General features: G+C 35.1%; 14 protein-coding genes. 5 read left to right on the top strand and 9 right to left on the bottom strand.

The features are described 5' to 3' along the window. Positions 1-400 precede the first annotated feature (400 nt). Together OZP07_RS09035 and OZP07_RS09030 are read right to left on the bottom strand one after the other, a co-directional pair. The gene (locus OZP07_RS09035) at positions 401-1,234 is read right to left on the bottom strand and encodes an RteC domain-containing protein (RefSeq protein WP_281638072.1); all 834 of its coding nucleotides are present in this window, start codon (positions 1,232-1,234) and stop codon (positions 401-403) included. A 30-nt stretch (positions 1,235-1,264) separates the two neighbouring features. Further along, positions 1,265-3,697, bottom strand: coding sequence for an aminotransferase class I/II-fold pyridoxal phosphate-dependent enzyme (locus OZP07_RS09030; RefSeq protein WP_281638071.1), 2,433 nt, complete (start codon positions 3,695-3,697; stop codon positions 1,265-1,267). A 222-nt stretch (positions 3,698-3,919) separates the two neighbouring features. Between OZP07_RS09030 and OZP07_RS09025 the strand changes: the two genes are divergently transcribed. From OZP07_RS09025 to OZP07_RS09010, 4 genes are all read left to right on the top strand, one after another. Then, complete coding sequence (locus OZP07_RS09025) at positions 3,920-4,303, top strand: DUF7793 family protein (RefSeq protein ID WP_281638070.1); 384 nt, start codon at positions 3,920-3,922, stop codon at positions 4,301-4,303. 32 nt (positions 4,304-4,335) lie between these two features. Continuing rightward, positions 4,336-5,253, top strand: coding sequence for a helix-turn-helix transcriptional regulator (locus OZP07_RS09020; protein WP_281638069.1), 918 nt, complete (start codon positions 4,336-4,338; stop codon positions 5,251-5,253). Between the two features lie 112 nt (positions 5,254-5,365). Further along, positions 5,366-6,844, top strand: a complete 1,479-nt coding sequence (locus OZP07_RS09015) for a DoxX family protein (RefSeq protein ID WP_281638068.1) — start codon at positions 5,366-5,368, stop codon at positions 6,842-6,844. Between the two features lie 107 nt (positions 6,845-6,951). Further along, entirely contained in the window at positions 6,952-7,218 is a 267-nt protein-coding gene (locus OZP07_RS09010) for a DUF6520 family protein (RefSeq protein ID WP_281638067.1), read from the top strand. 65 nt (positions 7,219-7,283) lie between these two features. Here OZP07_RS09010 and OZP07_RS09005 read toward each other — a convergent pair whose 3' ends face one another. The 3 genes from OZP07_RS09005 to OZP07_RS08995 all read right to left on the bottom strand — a co-directional run bounded on the left by OZP07_RS09005 (position 7,284) and on the right by OZP07_RS08995 (position 14,496). After that, complete coding sequence (locus OZP07_RS09005; RefSeq protein WP_281638066.1) at positions 7,284-9,941, bottom strand: alpha/beta hydrolase family protein; 2,658 nt, start codon at positions 9,939-9,941, stop codon at positions 7,284-7,286. A 92-nt stretch (positions 9,942-10,033) separates the two neighbouring features. Further along, on the bottom strand, positions 10,034-11,452 hold the full coding sequence (locus OZP07_RS09000) for a RagB/SusD family nutrient uptake outer membrane protein (RefSeq protein WP_281638065.1): 1,419 nt from the start codon (positions 11,450-11,452) through the stop codon (positions 10,034-10,036). 17 nt (positions 11,453-11,469) lie between these two features. Next, entirely contained in the window at positions 11,470-14,496 is a 3,027-nt protein-coding gene (locus OZP07_RS08995) for a SusC/RagA family TonB-linked outer membrane protein (protein ID WP_281638064.1), read from the bottom strand. A gap of 631 nt (positions 14,497-15,127) precedes the next feature. On the opposite strand from OZP07_RS08995, the gene OZP07_RS08990 reads away from it, so the two are divergent. Further along, positions 15,128-15,373 carry a helix-turn-helix domain-containing protein gene (locus tag OZP07_RS08990; protein WP_281638063.1) on the top strand — a complete coding sequence of 82 codons (246 nt, stop codon included), beginning with the start codon at positions 15,128-15,130 and terminating at the stop codon, positions 15,371-15,373. 168 nt (positions 15,374-15,541) lie between these two features. Here the strand turns inward: OZP07_RS08990 and OZP07_RS08985 are convergent, their stop codons facing one another. The 4 genes from OZP07_RS08985 to OZP07_RS08970 all read right to left on the bottom strand — a co-directional run bounded on the left by OZP07_RS08985 (position 15,542) and on the right by OZP07_RS08970 (position 19,710). After that, positions 15,542-16,570 (bottom strand): CBASS cGAMP-activated phospholipase, encoded by a 1,029-nt coding sequence (locus OZP07_RS08985; protein ID WP_281638062.1) that lies wholly within the window; start codon positions 16,568-16,570, stop codon positions 15,542-15,544. Further along, entirely contained in the window at positions 16,557-17,054 is a 498-nt protein-coding gene (locus OZP07_RS08980) for a type II CBASS E2 protein (RefSeq protein WP_281638061.1), read from the bottom strand. Before OZP07_RS08980 ends, OZP07_RS08985 begins: the two co-directional genes overlap by 14 nt. Continuing rightward, positions 17,044-18,324, bottom strand: a complete 1,281-nt coding sequence (locus OZP07_RS08975) for a nucleotidyltransferase domain-containing protein (protein ID WP_281638060.1) — start codon at positions 18,322-18,324, stop codon at positions 17,044-17,046. Before OZP07_RS08975 ends, OZP07_RS08980 begins: the two co-directional genes overlap by 11 nt. A 129-nt stretch (positions 18,325-18,453) precedes the next feature. Next, the gene (locus OZP07_RS08970; RefSeq protein ID WP_281638059.1) at positions 18,454-19,710 is read right to left on the bottom strand and encodes a hypothetical protein; all 1,257 of its coding nucleotides are present in this window, start codon (positions 19,708-19,710) and stop codon (positions 18,454-18,456) included. Between the last annotated feature and the right edge of the window lie 56 nt (positions 19,711-19,766).

Raw genomic sequence — 19,766 nt, 5'->3', positions numbered from 1 at the left:
TTCAATACGCAGTATGTAGCAATTCTTCCAGATAGAGATACTGTTTAATATGCTTTTACAAAATTCAGTTGCTTTTGTTGGATTTTATCCCAATGGCATTCGTAGTACCGAAAAAATTTAACATTTAAAATTCTTGAAGCCTTGGTTTTACTGGAAAATAATTCTCTAAAAAATGAATGCGCTTATGCTTTCTGTTTTAGATTGATATTAGTTGGTCTATTTAGCGGTAATTATGGGGTTTATCCCAACAGCCTTCGTAGTACGAAAAAAATTAACATTTAAAATTCGCAAAACCTTAATTTTTTCTAAGAATTATTATTTGATTGATTCTAGTATAAAAAAAAGCAGTAAATCCTCTTAAATGTGGATCTACTGCTTGTAGGTCTTCGTAGTTACGATTTTACTCCTGGTCTTCTCTGGACATTTTTTGCTGTAGGTTTAAGGTTAATTCTTCCAGAAATTTTGTCTTACTGCTTTTGCGGGCTTTGATTTCGGTATAGGTTTTATAAATGTTATCTAGTTTGATATTGAAAAAATCTTCAAAGGATGCTGTTATCGTATTAATATCTGCAGCACCATGATTGATTGCTCCATTAGAAAACAAAGCATAAATCAATTCTGTTAAAGCTGTTTTTGGTCCTGTCCATACTATTACTTTGTGCTTTTTTTCTTCAAAAATTTCGGAGTCATCCACTTTAAGCCTTTTTAGAGCTTGTCGAATGTAATGAATGAATCGGTACATCGCTTTTACTTTTGCCCAAAGCATGTCTTGCGATGTTGAAAATTCCGGAAATTGATAATAATCAGTCATAGGTGTGAAAGGAAAATTATCCCGATGATTTCTTGTAAAGAATTGATGGTCTAAGTAACAGTATCCTTGTTCCATATAATGTACAAAATCGGCATTTCTATAAAAAAACTTATTGATTTTTCGCAATTCTTTTTGGAAGAATTCGACTTTATAGGAGTTACCCGCCTTTGGCATTCTTAGTTCGCAGGAACGTACTTCGGTAAAATAAATCAATAAACTCATTGGAACGGGTTTGATATTTTTGAAAAAATCAATCTCCTCCGGAACAGTGTTTAAATCATTTTTATCCACTATCTCTTTTAAGTTCGTTAATGTTTTATTACACAATACAATTCCATTGCAAGCCTTATTTTGCATAGTTTCATTTGCTTCTAAAATTTCATTGCAGACAGCATTAAATGATTCAATCGATTTTTTAAACATTTTTTTATATATTTAGTTATCAATATACTTTCATTCTTTTGCAATTGATTTGTAATCGTTTTGCAAAGTATTCATTAGTTCCATTGCGTAATTGTCTCTTGCCTGAACATAGGCAACCTTTGAAATTATTTGGGCTCCTAATTTTCTTTTTTCAAAAGAGGCTGACACTCCAAAGTCTATTTTTTGAAACTGAAGTGAATTTGCTCTTTTTATAGTTTGAAATAACAATTGCCTATAGAGTTGGTACTCTTTCGCCCATTTATAATCCATGCCTATTAATTCCGGGACATAAGTGTGATTGTTATTTTTGTAGCAAAACATAACTCCTACAAATGGATTTTCTGTTTCTGTTTTCAGTGTTAAAACGATAAATTCCCAGTTGGGGCATTCATTCATATTTTCAAAAATCTCTTGGGTGTATCTAAATGTATTAATAGCGTAATTATTATCTTTTACATTGTTGTAGAGTTGGTATGCTCGTACTATTTCTGATTTGTTCAATTTGTCTTTTATGACAACATCATAACACTTTTCATAAGGCTCTATCTCTTTATTGAAATGTTTACGGGAACGAGAAGACAATGTTTTTGTAAATTCTTCATATGTTCGCCAACTTTGATTTTCAATTACACAAGATTCCGGCATGTCTATTTTGAAATACCCTTGATCCAGTATCGCTTTATTGTATTTATTATCTTCTTCAAAATCCCTTAACACCAACATATCAGCATCTAGTTCATTATATTTTTCTTCTACTTTATCTAATAATATTTTTAATGCTTTTTCGGCTAAAGGATGTTCATGATTAATGAAACAGTGCCGTCCTTCTGTAAATAGGGACCCCATACTCAATACTTTTGAGGTGAGGTATAAAGGATTGGTTTTTCTTATTTCTTCCAAATGGATGGAGACAGACTCGGTTGCCAGCATATCGTCTTTCCAAAGACCGTAGGTAAAAAAGGTCATTAGTATTATATTACCTTCATTGTCCTTTATAGTGTAATAGTAAAAATCCCATTGATTTGTTGGGTCAGGGTGCTGGCTGAATGTGTTCTCTAAATAAACCAGTCCCTCCCAATCAAAAATATTTTGCTTACCCATGTATTGATTCCATTCTGATTTTTCGATTTCCTGAATAGTGCTTTTTTCTTCGCTATAAAGGTCTTCTCTTTTTGATTCTGAAATCTTTTCTGCTTTTCTACTGTCTATTCCAAAAGCACGTCTGATTTTGTTTTCGCTGTTATCAGTTTCTTCCAAAGCTTTAGAAAAATGAAATTCCATCGCTTCGGCTAAGGCAGTAATGTCCTGTTGCTGATTGTGACTGGATAACGTTATTCTTATTCCCGTATTCTTAATTGGGACAGCGGGATAAATTCCCAAATTCAAGAAAAACCCTTCATTGAATAATCGTTGAACAAAATTATATGCCGTTGCGGGTGTACCCATTCCCAGAAAGAAAACTGGTGAATCGTTTTTTGAAATTATTGGAAGGTTTCCTAAAGACAACAATTGATTAAAATAGCCAATTTTATCAGCTAAATCTTTTTGTCTCCATTCTATTTCTGGAGACAAATGAATGTCTGCAGATGCAATTGCAGCGGCCACTGAAGCAGGTTCTAACTGAGCGGAAAAAGTTAACGGTCCACCAAAATTTTTGATTTTTTCCCGCAGTTTTTGATTCTTGCAAAATAATGTTGCTCCACTGGCTCCAAAGGTTTTGCTTAGTGTGCTTACCACAATGCAATTTTCGGGTAATTCTTTAATCGCATCAAAAACAAAACCAGTTCCGTTTTTACCTTTCCAACTCATACCGTGAACATCATCAAAATAGAGATTAAACTGAGAATATTTTTGAGTTAAAGTCAATAATTCTGGAATTGGTGCATAGTCACCAAACATGGAATATACGCCATCTGCCATGTACCAGATTTTATTGCATTTTGAGGTTAGTTGTCTGATTTTATCTTCTAACATTTCCAAATTGCTATGCCTGATCATTTCGACAGGAATTCCCCGCAGTTTTAAAAGCTGGCAGGCATTTTGAACACTCCAATGCACCTGATGATCCATTATTACAGCATCTTCGTCTCTAATAAGTGTTGGAATAACTGCTAAATGACCCAATGTGCTGTTCTTGGTTATAATAGGCGGGATAGCGTACATCTGTTCAATTTTGCTTTCCAGTTCGCTGTATAATGGATGTGAAATATATGATTTTGAAAGTGGGAATTGTGTACCATAATTACGTATGGCTTGAATAGCGGCATCTTTAAGTCTGCCATCTTGTTCAAGTCCCAAATATCCAGTTGTTCCGAAATGAAACATTTCCTTTCCCTTAATCTGGATTGTCCTGCCTGTTAAAACTTTGTCTTCAGCATATAAATGCAATACACCTTCTTTTTTTGCTCCTGATAAAACTTCATCCACTGTATCTATGAAGTTATTGTGTTTGATTTTTACCATTGGTTAGTTTTCTTTAGGAGGTTATTAAATAAAAGTTCTATAAAAGTCATTATAAAAAATGAAAGTTATTTCATGTACTTCCTCAATACTCCCAAATTGACAAGTCAAATTCCCGAATCAACAACAAATACTACAAAAAGCAACAAATATTCCCAAATTAACAAGCGCTTGTTAATAAATGTTCATATTTTTGTCTAATTGTAAGACTTTAATTCATAGAACATGATTGCAGCCCATGATCTTTATGAAAATGATTTTGCCCGGTTTTGGTTAACCGACGGTATTCTTTTTTTTGAATACAAACCCAATACAATTATTGATCTGAAGGTAGCCCAGTGTGTTGTAGCCGATAGAATTCATTTTCAAAACGAAAGATCTTATCCTGTTCTATGTGATATCCGAGGTGTTATTGCTACTGAGAAAGCAGGAAGAGATCACTTGGCACAATCTGGCTCTATATTGACACATGCAGTTGGTCTGCTGGTACACGAGAAAGTATTATTAACAATTAGTACTTTTTATGTAGAGATTAGTAAGCCCAGTGTACCTACTCAAATTTTCACTAAAGAAGAAGATGCTTTAGTTTATCTGAAAAGATTTATTTAGTTTTTAGAAAGAAAAATTAAGAATTGAATTTTATGAAAGCCTACAATGAAGACCGTATTGTTACGATTCATCAAATGTTATTTGAAATGGCACGTGGCAATTTTAACAGCAGCATTCCTTTAAGCTCCTATGATGACAAATTGGAAACACTTGTTGTTTTAATCAATATGGTTGCCGAAGAAATGAAAGAATCCATTTTTCAAGTCGGCTACGTTAATAACCATAGGACACTTCAATTTATAGCTCAAAGTACATTTATTTTGGATGCCTCTTTTTATATCAAAAGTTTTACCCCTGAAATTGCTTATTTTTTAGGTTATTCGGAATCTGAGCTGATTGACCTGCCTTTGCCTGGCATTATTACTACAGCTTCTTCTGAACAACTGCAAGACGTACTTGATACAAATGTTTCTTTGCCTGCAACCATTGCATTAGATTTCACACCTAAAGAACATTTACCTGTTTCTGTTTCCTGTACTATTGGAAGGTTAGTTAATAGTTCTGAAATTATATTAAATCTTGTTACTCCTCCCCGTCAAGATTCCTATTATCCTTTAATGTATAGAAATGAAAACGAGAAGCATAATAAAACTCGAAAGGAAGATGCTCTCTTGATTCAAAAACTTTATGACTATATATTAGCACATCTTGAAGAACCGCTTCCATCATTAAAAGTGCTTTCTTGTGAATTTGGAACCAATGAACATAAATTAAAAGATGGTTTTCGTCATTTTTTTAAGACCAGTATTTACCAGTTTTATAATGATGAGCGTTTGAAAAGAGCTTATTTTATGATTGAACACACTACGATACCCTTGAAAAATATATCAGTGATGAATGGCTTTAACGATTATCCCAATTTTTCAAAATCCTTTAAAAAACGATTTGGTTTTTCTCCATATGAAATAAAGCGAAATGAAACCGGTTTTACCTCATCATCAGAAGGTTAAATTTTAGTTTTTCAAACTTTATCCGTTTTGACCAAGTTTTGCTTCCAATAAGACAAGTGTTTTGGCTTTTGAATTCAGAATTTTGCTTTGTAGAACTAAAATCTATGAAGCCATGAGATTCAATATCAAAATACAGAACTTTTTTTTAGAGTTTACTTGTTTGCTCTATATTATACTTTTTGTATATGCAGCAGTCAGCAAACTATTGGATTTTGAAAACTTTCAATCTCAGTTGGGACAGTCTCCACTTTTAAGTCCTTTTGCAGGTTTTGTCTCAATTGCTGTAATTGCTATAGAATTGATTATTGCTGTTTTACTAAGCATTCACAGATTTAGATATTTTGCTTTATGGACAGCAGTTGCCTTGATGAGTATGTTTACAGCTTATATAGTTATCATACTGCACTTCAGTTATTTTATTCCCTGTTCATGCGGTGGTATTTTGGAAAAGTTAGGATGGAAAGAACATCTTATTTTTAATCTGGCATTCCTGTTTTTGGCAATATTCGCCATTTTATTGCGATCCATAAATAACCGCATTCTGATTCGACTATCCTTATTAGTTTTAGGAAGTGTTTTGGTCATTACAGGATTATTTCTTTTCTCGGAAGACATCATGCAAAAGGAAAACCCTTTTATTAGACGCTTTCCACAAGCGACAGCGGCCAAAGTAGGCAGCATTGATTTAAGAAATACATCTTATTATGTTGCTGGTACTGATAAAAATAAAATTTATTTAGCCAATCGTTTGGCTCCGCTTCAAATTCTTGAAATTGATTCCGATTTAAAAAGCAAAAAAAAATACACCATCCAATTGGACCGTGAGAATTTTAATTTTAAGGCAGTTGAAGTTCGGGTTAATGCTCCGTATTTCTATGTAATTGATGGGACGGTGCCCGTAATTTACAGAGGTTTGATTTCTCACTGGAAAGCCAAAGTAATGATGGAAAAACAATTCTATTTTTCAGATATAGTCTTTATCAATGATAAGCAGCTGGCTTTTCGAACCCAAAAACCTCCGACAGGAGAAAATATTCTGGGGATTGCCAACAACTATGAGAATCCAAAAATCAAATACAATCCACAGGTGTTGCAAAAACAGATGGAAGGAATTTTTGATACCGATGGTACACTACAATATAGCGCCACATTGCATAAACTGATTTACACTTACTACTATCGCAACCAATATATTATTACAAAGGAAAACCTAACCGTTGAGCATCGTGCCAATACCATTGACACTACTACTAAAGCAAAATTGGAAGTGGTAAAAATAAAGCAGTCCGGGGACATAAAATTGGCAGCACCACCATATATGGTTAATCGTCACACAACAGTACGGGGTAACTTACTTTTTGTTAATTCCCTGTTACGAGGCAAATATGAAGAGATTGATGTGTGGAAGTATGCTTCTGTAGTTGACGTTTATGATTTGTCAAAACAGACTTATCTTTTGAGTTTTTACGTGTATGATGATGAAGCTGGGCGAATGAAAAACTTTTTCGCTGGAGATTCAGCGATGTATATCCTTTCAGGACATTATATGCTCAAATACGGATACGGGAAAAGAATCCAATCCAAAATTTAGTACAGTATATGAAATATTATTGAAAGATACCGGCCGGTAGCAGGAGTAACGATCGAAAACCTGTAGAAAAGAGTAGATCAAATTCTATTAATTTAAATTTTAATATTATGAAAACAACCATTTTAAGAGCGTTTGTGCTGCCAATTGCAGCATTTGCTCTGGCCAGTGCTGGTGCGGTGAGTACCAATACTTCGGATGTAAGCAAAACAGATGTTTTGATTACAGCTTACATTCACAATCCACCAGTTGACAACTGTCAGGAAGTGAAGAACGTGGACTGTAGCCCAGGTGCCGGCCCTGCCTGTCTCAGTGGTGGCTTTACAGCCTATGGTGGAAGTGAAACTTCCTGTAATCAGCAATTGCACCGCAATTAGTAAAATCATTTTCTAAATGAAAAGTAATGCAGTTTCTTAAAAGGAAACTGCATTATTTTTTATGCTTATTTCTTATGAGCTGAAGTTTCTCTAGATTCAGTTTGCGATTCCCCTTTCAGCCAGTAATCAAACCATTCCATCATTCGTTTACTAAGATCCTTCTGATTGTCTGCATTCTCCAGTGAATGGTCTTCGTCGGGATAAACGAGCATCTGGGTTGCAACTCCCAATTTTCGAAGCGCCAGATAATAAGTAATACTCTGATTCCAAGGCACAATCCTATCATTTTTTCCTGTCCATAAAAGAAGCGGAGTATTTATGTTTTCAGCATACATAATTGGAGAATTTCTGATATATGCTTCTTTATCATCGTATAGTGATTTTCCAATGCGAAACTGCTGGTTTTCAAATCGCCACATATCTGATTGAAAATAGCCATTGCTACTTATATTAAAGTAATAGGATATAATGTCGCTCACACCAGCTCCTGAAACCGCTGCTGCAAAAATATTGGTCTGTGAAACAAGAAAATTGGTCTCATAACCCCCGAAGGAATGCCCGTACAAACCGATCTTATCTTTATCCACCATGCCTTTACCAATAACTGCATTGACTCCGGCTGTTACACAATCAACAGCCGAACTTCCAGGATTACCCATCTGGTAGATGATATCGGGCATCAGCACAAAATAACCATTGAGCGTATAATTGGTTACATTAAAACCCTCCCGATTCAAGAAGCTGGGATTAACATACTGATGAAGTTCATCAGACATTACATCATAGATATGCACTATCATTGGATATTTTTTTATTGGGTTATAATGGGCAGGATAGAACAGCGCCGCTTTTAATTTTTGGTCTTTTGTATTGCTGTAATAAAGCAATTCTGATTTTCCAAAAGAATACTTTTTTTGCTGTTTGTTGGACTGAAATAAAATTTTGGAAGCGGTCTGGTTTTTCCGCCTGAATTCCAATCGTGGCGACTGATTGAAAGTTTGAGTCTGGAAGATATAAGCACTGTTTTTACTCTTGCGGATTTCATCTATTTTACTGGCTTCATATACTAGGGGGTGTTCTTTCGATTTATCATTGTAAACAAAATATCCCGTTGACCAGTTTTCTCTATTGGTGGCTTCGAGCAGTAAGTCTTTGGATAGATCAAAAATGGTGGGTTTCCTTCCATCATAGTTACTCTGTGATCGCCAGTCATATTCAATGGGAGTTATCCTGTAAACTAGGTTTTTCTCGTATCCTCTGGTTAATCGCTTACAAGAAGAACCATCGATAGCCACTAGCCAGATATCATTGGCATCATACAATAAAATATTCTTCCCATCTTTGGTACAGCCTGGATTGCCATAGACCCCAAATTGATGGGGAGCATCTGCAGTATTATAGTTATCCCAACGAGTTACCACTTTTTGGGTCAGGTTAGTATGTGTTTTTGCCACAGGATCATAAACCCACCAATTCTTTTCACGGTAATATAGTATTTTGTTGCTGAAGGGATCAAATCCCATCTGGTTGGGGTCAACAGATTGCTTTTTCAGTATCAGCTCTTTTGAACCATTCTTTAGATCGGTTAGGTAAAAATCCGCTTCCTCATAATACTTGGATTGCAGGCCATAGGAAAATTTATTGTATAAAACAGCGTACTCCTGTTGTCCGCTCAGCATAATGGACGGCATCTCGTCATCGCTGACCTGTAAACATAAACCCGTATCAGGATACCAGAGCGCCACTTTTGGAATATCACCCTCAGCCTGTTGTCTTTGTCTGTCTGCGTAAAGCCATTTGTCGGACCCATGCCAAATTTCGGGAATATTCGGGTTTTCCACATTAAGATCCTTCTTTTTGGCTATCATAAAAAATACTTTTTTGCCATCATCTGAAATTGAGAATCTTGTCTCTTTAAAAACTTCCATATTCTTTGAGCCCATTTTAGAAGCATAATCCAACATAAATAGTTTTTTACCAGCAATTTTATAATAATTCACTGTAATTGCCTTATTAGCTGAATCTGTTTCCCGTAAAAAAGCCACCGATTTAGAGTCCTTATCCCACATCAGGTTAAAAAAGCGACTGCCATTTACTTTTGAAACAGCAGTATGTGAATAGTGGGCAAAATGAATAATCCCTAGCTCGCTATAATCCTTTTGACTCGAAGCATACATAATTGCATCCTTATCTGCATTTAAAGCATATTCAGAGATACCCTCGATACTGTCAATTACCTTCCCGTTAGAGTTGCGGATCTGCATCAGGCATTTTTCACCGTATCCTTTATTGAGGGTGATTATATATTGCCCATCCTTTGCCAGCTCATACCGCTTAACATTATCATACACCGCAATTTTGCCTGTGGGTAGCTCCATTACTTTTAGTTTGAAATCAGAAGCTAGAAAAGCAAAGAGTTGTTCGCCTCCAAAACGACCGTCATTTCCTTTTGGGAAAACATAGCTTTTATTTTTAGCGGTGTTCTGCACAAATACAGTATCACTGTGGTTTTCGTAACGCATCGCATAACTTGCCCATTTTCCCTGATCGGAAATGGCTTTTACCTCGAGCGTTCCCCATCTTCCATAGTCGTTTTCATTTAACAGCTCATTTTGCTGTCCCCGACAAAATAGAGGGAAACACAGCAATAAAAAAAAGGTTGCTATCGCCAAACTCGAAATTTCGAAGTCATTTTTTTTTCTTACTATCAGCATTGCTTTCATACGGAGATAATATTTATTTTTTAATGGAATATGGTATCGCCATTCTTTATGTTTTTTTTGTGTTTTGGAATCATGGCGATTTCATAATGATTTTAGTATCCTGAATTTTGTGGATTCAGATTCGGATTGGAGTTCAATTCAAGGGCAGGCAATGGCCACAAACTATCGGTGGTATTCCAGCCAGTCTTAGAAGCGGAAAGGGTTTCGTCAAGTTTTCCGGTTCGTTTCAGATCAAAAAAACGCTGCCCAAATTCAGTAAACAGCTCAAACCGCCTCTGATTGAGAATATCGGCTCTAATTTCCTCGGCAGTCACGGCAGTGGTGTTACGGAGACCAGCAGTGGTTCGTATGAGATTCAAATCCTCCTTCGCACCAATCAGATCACCCTGATAGGCTCTAGCTTCAGCGCGAATCAGATATTGTTCCGCCAAACGAAACACTATGGAATATTCTACCGAGCTTGGAGTGGTGGACTGCTGTTTGTATTTAGAGGCATAATACCAAATCAAAGTTCCGTCCGTTATTTCGGTTATCCAATGCGTTTTTCTCTGATCACCCTGTTCAAAAGCATTAACAAAATCCGGTTTAAGTCCCACTGTGGGCGGTGGTCCGGAAGTAAAAATGTAGAGACTCCCCTCAGCAGTATTACTGTCGGAGGTGTTCGGCATAAATTGCCAGATTGTAGCGGTGCTTTCTTTAAGAAATATTTTATCCAAATCCGTTTCCCAGATATATTGTGGATTATTAATCACGGCAGAGGCGGCATTCGAGGCTTCAGGATACAGTCCCATATACAAATACACACGTGCCAAAAGTGCCTTGGCAGTGCTGCGATTGGGAATAATACGCTCGGGAGAAACATAATCCTCCGATAATAATTCGATAGCTTTGTTCAAGTCAATCACAATCAGGCTATAGACTTTCTCGGCTGGCATTCTGGACACTTTGCTGTTCAGCTGATAATCCGTTGTTGTGATATAGGGAATATCGCCATAGAGATTCAACACGTAAAAATGAAGCAAGGCTCTCACAAAGATAGCTTCCCCTTGCAACTGTTTTTTATTGGCTTCAGCGATGGATGTGGAATTATCCAATCCTTCAAGAACCGCATTGGCACTATAAATCTGGCTGTAACTCTTGTTCCAGATATCATTTACCCCAAGATCACCAGGAAATAGCGAATTGGTATAAAAATTACTGACAGAATATTGGTAATAATAATCAAATTCATCAGCGTAGAGGCCAAGATTACAGGAAACACCGTTTGAATTTCCAGTCAATATGCCACCATCTCTCATATGGGCATACAATCCAGCCATAGCCGCTTTGGCCGTTCCCGCATCTTCGAATACTGTTTTGGCTGTCAGCTGTGAAGCTGGAAGATCTACCTCCACATAGCTGTCGCAGCCAGCTAGTGTCAGACATACCGCTATAAGGAAACAACTATCAGCAGTCAACTCTTTAGCACTTTTATGAAGTAGCTTTTTAAAAATAGTAAGTATATATATCATGGCTGTATGTATTAAGGTTAAAAAGTAAGCTGTACGCCTGCGGTAATTATTCTTAGCGGAGGCAGGTAGGCGGTATATTTAAATTCGGGATCACCGCCTTTGTATGGGGTAAATGTTAATACATTCTGTCCCAGCAGTGACAGTTTGCAATGAACCCCTTTGATGGTCTGCAGCGGCAGATCATAGCTCAGCGCAATATTTTTTAATCGAATAAAAGACGCGTCAACGATAGGGGCGTTACTGTCCAGATAGTTATAATAAGCATTTACTGCATCCCCGTTTTCACCCGAGGTATTCATCTGAAAGGGAACCTGATCTCCAAGTTGCTGCCAGGCATTAACCATGTCCGAATGCTGATTGAAAAAACTGCCTCCGGGAACATTGGGATTGTAATCGTAATTCTGCTGCTTTACAAACTGGAACAGAAAATCCAAGTGCCAGTTTTTATATTGAAACTGATTTTCCAACCCTCCGAAATACTGCGGAGTGAGATCCACAACTGTCTTTTTATCACCTAATGAGGTAATCTTTCCATCAGCATTGACATCTGCAACTTCATAAAGTCCTGTTTGTGGATTGACCCCGATGAACTGATACGTCTTTACAATGCTGGTGGATTCTCCGATGACATATTTATTGGAATAGGTGGAGCCTTCGAGTCCAGGAAAAGAAAGCAATTTATTATTTGAAGCGGAAATATTAAAATTGGTTGACCACTTAAAATTGGCTACTTCAAAGTTTACGGTTCTAAGGGTAAATTCCAGACCCGAATTTTGAACCGTTGCATTCAGATTGGCATTAATAGAACTGAATCCTGTTGTGCCAGGCAAAGGAATTCCCACCAGCTGATTGGACGATTTATTTCTATACCAAGCCAGCGTAAAGAATATACGATCACTTAGAAGCCCCATTTCCAATGCAGCTTCCAGCTTTTGGTTAATTTCCCAACTAAAATCCGGATTGTAGAGTCGTGTGGGATCCAAACCTATTGCCCCATTATAATTCAGACCTGAAGAAGTATAGGTATCCAAATACTGGTAATCCCCTATCTGGTCACTGCCCGAACTGCCGTAACTGGCTCTTAGTTTTCCAAAACTCAAAACGGTGTTTTCTTTGAGGAAATTTTCTTTTGAGAACAGCCAAGCAGCACCTACAGCTCCGAAAGTGGCAAACTGCCTGCCTGGACCAAATCTGCTGGAGCCATCCCTCCTACCGGTTACGTTCACAATGTATTTTTGATCCCAATTGTAATTGAGCCGCCCAAAAAAGGCTTGGTATTTATACAGAGTTTCATCGCTTACATAAATGGATTTTTGCGTGGCAGAAGCTATATCTGTAATCTGGCTGTTGCTGGCAAAACCATATCCAAACTGATACAGCCTTGAAGAAGTTTGCTGCTGCGCCGTCCCCCCCACCAGTATGTCAATTTTACTGATACCGAAATCATGGTTCCAGCGAAGCTGCGGTTCTACAATCCATGATTTTCTCTGGGTATTGTTGGAGAATAAGGATGAGTAGCTGCTTCCGATTTGATAGGCAGGATCATACATCGTCGAAGGCAATAGCCGTTGTTCAGCATTCTTTAAATCCGTTAAGCCTAAGTTAGCCTTGAGTTCCCAGCTGGGGGATATTTGATAACTAAGTACGGTATTGGCAATAAGATCATTTGTTTTTGCAGTGGTAATGGCGCGAAGTGCCGCCAATGGATTTCTAAAGGTACTGTTTTCAAAATTCAGGTTACCGTCGGCATCATATAAGGCGGGGGCGTTTGGAGCCAGATTTCGTGCAGTACGGCTAATATCGGTTTCAGGCTGTACATTATCTTGGGCGGTATAGCCTGTTGAAAAAGTGAGTTTGAACTTTTTGTCTTCACTCCTATGGTTCATGCTAAAATGGACAGCCGCTTTGTCGTACTCAAAATCTCCCGGGAGTACCGTTGTTTCAGTATGATAGGTACCGCTCAACAGATATTGAGTTAAATCTGAACCGCCCGATACAGACGCCTGCATATTGGTGATTATCGCAGTTCCGCCCAAAAGTTCCTTCTGCCAATCGGTATAACGGTTTTGATCCCAGGTTCCATTAACGTCATACGCCCAATCGGGATATGTAGTAACACCATCATTGGCAAAACCCTGTCTTCTCATTTCCAGATACTCCTGGGTATCCATCAAGTCTATCATTTTTGTAACTTTTCCAATTCCGGAGGATGCAGAAACTGTTACATTGGTTTTTCCTGCCTTACCTTTTTTGGTGGTAATAAGTACCACACCATTGGCACCACGCGAACCGTAGATAGCCGTCGCATCGGCATCTTTTAGAACTTCTATGCTCTCAATATCGTTGGGATTAATACTGTTTAACGGACTGGTGGGTGTAGGTATTCCACTAGTAGTATTGCTGTATCCGATGACTTCCGACGAATACGGCACGCCATCAATAATATACAGCGGTTCATTACCTTCTTCCCGAAGGCTGTTGAGTCCTCGTATCTTTATTTGAAATCCACCGCCGGGAGTTCCTGTGTCTTGTGTGATATCTACTCCCGCCATACGCCCCTGCATCGTGGCCAATACATTGGTAACGGGCTGTTTCTCGATGTCTTTGATAGTTATTTTTGAAATGCTTCCAGTTCGTTCGCTGTTCTTTACTGAATAATATCCCGCATTAATCTTAACCTCCTGCAGTTTGGTTGTGTTTTCCTGAAGACTAATATTGATGATGCTGCGTCTTTGCACGGAAACTATTTGCGTTCTGTATCCTATATAGGAAAAAACTAAAATATCTTCTGCTGCCGCAGAAAGGGTGTAATGACCATTGTAATCTGTTACAGTGGCAATTGATTTTCCTTTTATTGAAATGCTTACACCCGCTAAGGGATTACCACCATCTGTGACAGTTCCCTGAACTTGAAACTGTTGGGCAGTTCTTAGATTATGCCGTAGTGAATTTTTGGCTTGTATAGGGGAAAAAGACAGGATGTTACCCATTAATAACAGGAAACAAAAAGCCCTTCCACCCATAGAGAATGAAAAATTATTCATAATATTGGGTTGGTTTAGTAAAATGTTAGTTTTATTAGCTACGGTCCTCTAGGTAGTTTGGCGACGAATTAGAGGGCCATTTTTTTTCAGTGTCATTGCGAGGTACGAAGCAACCACACTATTATTTATTTCATCATAGGCACATTTTTTTAAAAGATTTATAAATTAGGAAAGCCAACTGCCGTTGCCTGTTGCAGCCAGACGGTGGCAGTGTCTTTCCCCACTAATTCAGTAAGAGTATTGCGAGACTTGAAAATAAAGGTATAACGCTAAGAATGAAAGTTGAGTTGTACCAAAATAATAGGCATAAAAAAGGCATGGAACTCAGCTTAAACGTCTCTTGGTACTGGCATACCTACCACGAATAAGTGAGCCCACGCCTATGGCGTGAGCATCTTACTTATCATCTCGTGGTTTTTAAAACGCCAGTTTCAGAGCCGAGATTCAAAGCGAATGCTTCAAATATTTTTACATGAAGAATCGCAAAATTATTTATTTATATGTTCAAAGCAAGCATTATTGAATGTTTAATTTGAATAATGAACAAATATAACAAAAATTAATTATTTGTTATAAGTTCTTATAACATTTTTTTAGAAATTATTTGCGCCTTTTGTTTAAAAGATGAAAAATGGAGGAACATAAGGAAGAAAAATTAAAAAGATTTGGCTTACATATTAAAATGCTACGAACAGAATTAAATTTGAGTCAAGATACTGTCGCATTAAATAGCGATAAACTTATTAAAGCTACCGTAAGTGATATTGAAAATGGTAAAAGAAACTTATCTTTTACTACTCTTTTGGATTTGGCAAAGGGGCTGGGTAAACATCCAAAAGAATTATTGGATTATGATTTTGATTTAGGAAGTGAGTAAACTTAATTATAAATAATTATGAAAGGTGCTTAGGCATCTTTTTTATTTCATTAATATCGACTGAGTTGTAACTTAAGTCATTTATCCCTTTATTTACAAGGAATTATAAATCCTAATTTTGTAAAGAGGGAATTATAGGGGGAATAACTCCAAAATTAATTGTTCCTATTAATAAAAATGATTTTTTAAAATACTACTGCCTCTTTCGTGATATTCCGCCATAGCTAATTCAGCGAAATTCTTTATTCTATTAGAATCACTTTCGTCCATCTCAATTAAATCATCTTCACATAACAACACATTTACTCTATCATATACAAAGTTTGGATTATCTTGCTCGGTTTTATCAATTCCTTGCTGTAATAAGCTAATATAATTTTCTACAAGTTGAGATTGACTTTGCATAAATAGTTCGATTAACCTCTTTCGATCATTTTTAACCATCCAATAAATTAATCCCCATTTTTTTCTCTTTGAATCACTTCCTTCAGTAAATTTTTTATAGCCAGTGCCTAATGATAATATTTCTAAATCATTTATCTCTTTGCTAAAAGCTTTAATTGCTTCCAATAAGCCTATTATTGTTGGATTATTAGCCATCATACCTCCGTCAACCTTATTTCTAAAAGGTCTTTCCATTCCATCTAAATCTATATAATCAGAAGAATAGGGGTCAAAATAAGTCGGAGCTGCTGATGTAGCCATCGCAACTTGATAAATAGGAATATGTAAATCTCTTTTAAAATTTGGGTGATATGGAGTCTTTATCACACTTGGGTTTCCTTTAATTAAATCATAAATTGGAATTGCAACATTAGTTAAACAATCCTTTATTCTTGGGTCTTCTCCTTTAAAATATTCTTTAAATTTATTTCTAACTAATTCTTCTAAAAATTCTCTATCATGAGAAGAGTGTCTTAATCGACCAAAAAAGCCTCTTTTTTTACCAAAAATATTTTCAGCATTTTTAAGATATAGATCGTAGATTTCTTTAGCTGGAATTCCAAATGATAAAGCTAATGCAATTATTCCACCAGTAGAAGTTCCAGTAATTAAATGGAAATGGTCTTTAATTTTAGTTTTTCCATCACTTCTTTTGGATAGTTCTTGTTCTATTAAAGCTAAATAAAAGGCAGGAAAAACACCTTTTATTCCACCACCATCTATCGATAAAATTTTAAATTTATTGTTGCTCATCCTTTGTTATATTTTCATTAGCATGTTCATCATGACCGCCACCGTGCCATATTCCATCTATTAACCAAATTTCATAATAATATAACCATTCAGAAGCCCAAGGTATAATAGTTGATACAATAGATTTCTCAGCAGCCCAATTTCCACCATCTTTTGAATACAAACATATTCTTTGTAAATCTTCATCATAGACATGAGGTAGTTTTTTCCTGTTTTGCGCTATTTTTAGTTTTTCATTCACTACAAAAACGGAAACTCCTTTATCAATTTCATAAACAATTTTTACATCATATGTTTTACTAAAAACATCGGGTCTAAGTTTAAGTAAAATATTAAATTTAGATTTATTGAATTCTTCAATTAATATATTAGGAAAGCTAGCTTTCAATCTTTCTAATTGGGATTTAATCGAAATTACTTCATTTTTTTTCTCTAAAATATTTTTTTTCGATCCATTTTTTCTTCTAAAATAATTACTTCCCATTATCTATGCTTCCAAAGAAATTATGATTTTTGACTTTAATTCCTTCGCTTCCTAATAAACCAGTTCCTGTCGCCATACTAAGATTCCCAGTTTCTCTCAAAAGCCTTTTTCTTTCTCCAATATTTGAGAATACCTTCTTAGAAACGTTATTTCCAAACATATTAGAAAATTTTTCGTTTAAAGACTGTAAACCTTTGCCTTCACTATCATTTAATTTTATTAAATCTTCTTCAAGTTTATTAAGCCATAAATAAAAATAATCCTGTTTTTGTTTAACTTCATTCCATTTATCAGCGAAATTTTCATCTTTTATATTAGCAGGGTTAGGTACCCATTTTTCAATTTTTCCAGTTTCAGGATTTTCTCTTTCTTCGATAAAATCTCGCATCCTTTTTACAATATTTGTATAGGCATCTATTAAATTTTCACTCTTATCGTAAGCTCTACTAGCCAATGTTGTAATAATTATGGATATCGGTTTGTTTTCACTATTATAATTTTCCGAAGAAAACATAATATCCCTATGCCTTTTTAAAAGTTGAACGACCCTTTGAAGAGGTAACTTTTCATCTTGAAAAGCTCTTACAGGATCAACAGATTCATTAAGAGAGAAAAATTTTGTTCTACTTATTTGAGCTTTATTAAAAAACCATGTTGCATATCCGAAAGGATTACTTTTATGCCAATTTTCGACATTAGTATCATTATCATAATTGTCTCTTTCATTATCGGTAATTCTAATTGCTAATTTGTTTAATTCTTCCTTATTTAATTCATCATTACTGAACTTCCTTTCCATTAAAAGAGTTAAATTGCTATCTGCAAAAGATGGTAATATATCCATGTGATATCCTGCTACATCTGAGTATTTTAAAGTCCAACACCTTCTGCCACCTTCTTTATAATATTCGCCGTCTTTATAAGTGTAAAGCATTCTGTCATAATCAGAATTATCCTTTAGTCTCTGTCCAACTTTTTGCTTTAAGTCTTTTTGCATCCATGAATTAGGTTTTTTCTCTAGTTTACAGACTAAATCAATATCTATATCATCCTCAGCACAAATAGGTCTTACAATTGTCCCTAACATAAATGATCCCTGAGGTAATATTTTAGGGTTATAGTTTATTAGAGAAGATGTTTCTTTAGAAAGCCAATCTCCTACAGCTTCATAACTTTTAACAATAGCTTCATACTCAGTTTTAGTAATATCAAGTTCTTTACCTAATTCCTCTAAATATTCATTAATTTCTTTGATATACAATCTATCCATATTTTAATAATTTAAATTAATTGACCTTTTTTTGGTTTTGGAAGCCCTACATTTTGTAGGCTTGGTTAATATTTTATCATTCTAGAAGATATAGATCATTACCATTACTATCCCCCGCTCTTAGAGGTATCAATAGTTATTTGAATTATACAATAACACATTAGAAATTAAATACCGTAATTTAAATTTTAAATCATACTCCATCTCGATAGAGTCAGATTCAGCACAAATTCTTAATAATGTTTCTAAATTTTCAATATGCCCTGTTTTTCTTCTAGAAAATAAATCTTTTAATTTTGTAATGTCTTTAAAAGGACTATTGCTAGTCATAATTTTGTACTCAATTTTACTTTTCAATTCATCGTAACTACTAGAACCTTTATAAAACTTAAAATCATTTTTCATTTCTTCTCCTAAATTAAAAAGGGTACTTATATTTGAAAAGACAGCTAGAAAATTTTCGTGAGAAACTGTGTGCGTGGATCTAATAGAATTTTTTATTTCATTATCATCCTTATTAGGATATAAATATATTTTATTTGTTTCCATAGATTTAGGATAAAATTCCAGAGTACTATAAACCCCAAAAGATGTATTTCCCTGATCTTCATTTCTAATAGAAATTGATGATCTTAAAAATCCTAATTCACCCAATGCAATAGATTTTTTTTGTGAAATAATTAAATCTAATTTTGATTCGCTAATTGAAACTGAAGAAATTATAAATTCAGTTCCTGGATTTAAATTCTGGAATTTGTTTAACTCAATAATTGCCATAACAAAAGACTCAGCTACACCATATTCCTTATAAGATGACGAATTAATGCTTTTCAAATAGAAATTATCCTGATGATTCAATATTCTAAATAATTTTGTTTTAACAGAATCGGGATTATTCTCATAGTATTTTAGCCAAGAATCATTTATATCATTAAGTAATCTTTTTTTTGCTGGCTGTTTACTTAATGACTTAACATACTGTGATAAACTTTTATCATTATAAAACAAACTAATGGACTCGTAAATTGCTTCAGCTTCTATAGAATCATAGAATACCTCTTGGTCATTTCCATTTTTAATATTAAATACATAAATAGGCTTTTGAGTTTTATTATCAAACTTTAATCCACATGTAACTTCACTTTCCTTTGCTTCTAAACGAATCAAATTAAACCGTTTAGAATATTGTTTTATTAAATTATATAAATACCCAATTTTTAAGATTTCAATTTTATAATTTTTATCTAACCCATATTTATTGACAATCAATTCTTTCAGTGCATCATTACTAATTAAATCTAGTAAGTCTTTTGTGTAAATAAAATCATCTGATTTCATATTTTCTAATAAATATCTTTGTGCTTTAAAATAATCTTTATTCTCCATAGTAAATGCTTTTTTAATATTATTTCATTAATTACATGATAACAAGCCTAAATTAA

It is taken from the genome of Flavobacterium marginilacus (assembly GCF_026870155.1).
GTDB classification, from domain to species: domain Bacteria; phylum Bacteroidota; class Bacteroidia; order Flavobacteriales; family Flavobacteriaceae; genus Flavobacterium; species Flavobacterium marginilacus.
The sequence above is the reverse complement of the archived record's forward strand: the minus strand, read 5'-3'. Positions and strand labels throughout refer to the sequence as shown.

Coding starts and splice junctions, on each gene's coding strand:
- OZP07_RS09035 (WP_281638072.1), bottom strand. CDS start 1,234: ATGTTTAAAAAATCGATTGAATCATTTAATGCTGTCTGCAATGAAATT.
- OZP07_RS09030 (WP_281638071.1), bottom strand. CDS start 3,697: ATGGTAAAAATCAAACACAATAACTTCATAGATACAGTGGATGAAGTT.
- OZP07_RS09025 (WP_281638070.1), top strand. CDS start 3,920: ATGATTGCAGCCCATGATCTTTATGAAAATGATTTTGCCCGGTTTTGG.
- OZP07_RS09020 (WP_281638069.1), top strand. CDS start 4,336: ATGAAAGCCTACAATGAAGACCGTATTGTTACGATTCATCAAATGTTA.
- OZP07_RS09015 (WP_281638068.1), top strand. CDS start 5,366: ATGAGATTCAATATCAAAATACAGAACTTTTTTTTAGAGTTTACTTGT.
- OZP07_RS09010 (WP_281638067.1), top strand. CDS start 6,952: ATGAAAACAACCATTTTAAGAGCGTTTGTGCTGCCAATTGCAGCATTT.
- OZP07_RS09005 (WP_281638066.1), bottom strand. CDS start 9,941: ATGAAAGCAATGCTGATAGTAAGAAAAAAAAATGACTTCGAAATTTCG.
- OZP07_RS09000 (WP_281638065.1), bottom strand. CDS start 11,452: ATGATATATATACTTACTATTTTTAAAAAGCTACTTCATAAAAGTGCT.
- OZP07_RS08995 (WP_281638064.1), bottom strand. CDS start 14,496: ATGAATAATTTTTCATTCTCTATGGGTGGAAGGGCTTTTTGTTTCCTG.
- OZP07_RS08990 (WP_281638063.1), top strand. CDS start 15,128: ATGGAGGAACATAAGGAAGAAAAATTAAAAAGATTTGGCTTACATATT.
- OZP07_RS08985 (WP_281638062.1), bottom strand. CDS start 16,570: ATGAGCAACAATAAATTTAAAATTTTATCGATAGATGGTGGTGGAATA.
- OZP07_RS08980 (WP_281638061.1), bottom strand. CDS start 17,054: ATGGGAAGTAATTATTTTAGAAGAAAAAATGGATCGAAAAAAAATATT.
- OZP07_RS08975 (WP_281638060.1), bottom strand. CDS start 18,324: ATGGATAGATTGTATATCAAAGAAATTAATGAATATTTAGAGGAATTA.
- OZP07_RS08970 (WP_281638059.1), bottom strand. CDS start 19,710: ATGGAGAATAAAGATTATTTTAAAGCACAAAGATATTTATTAGAAAAT.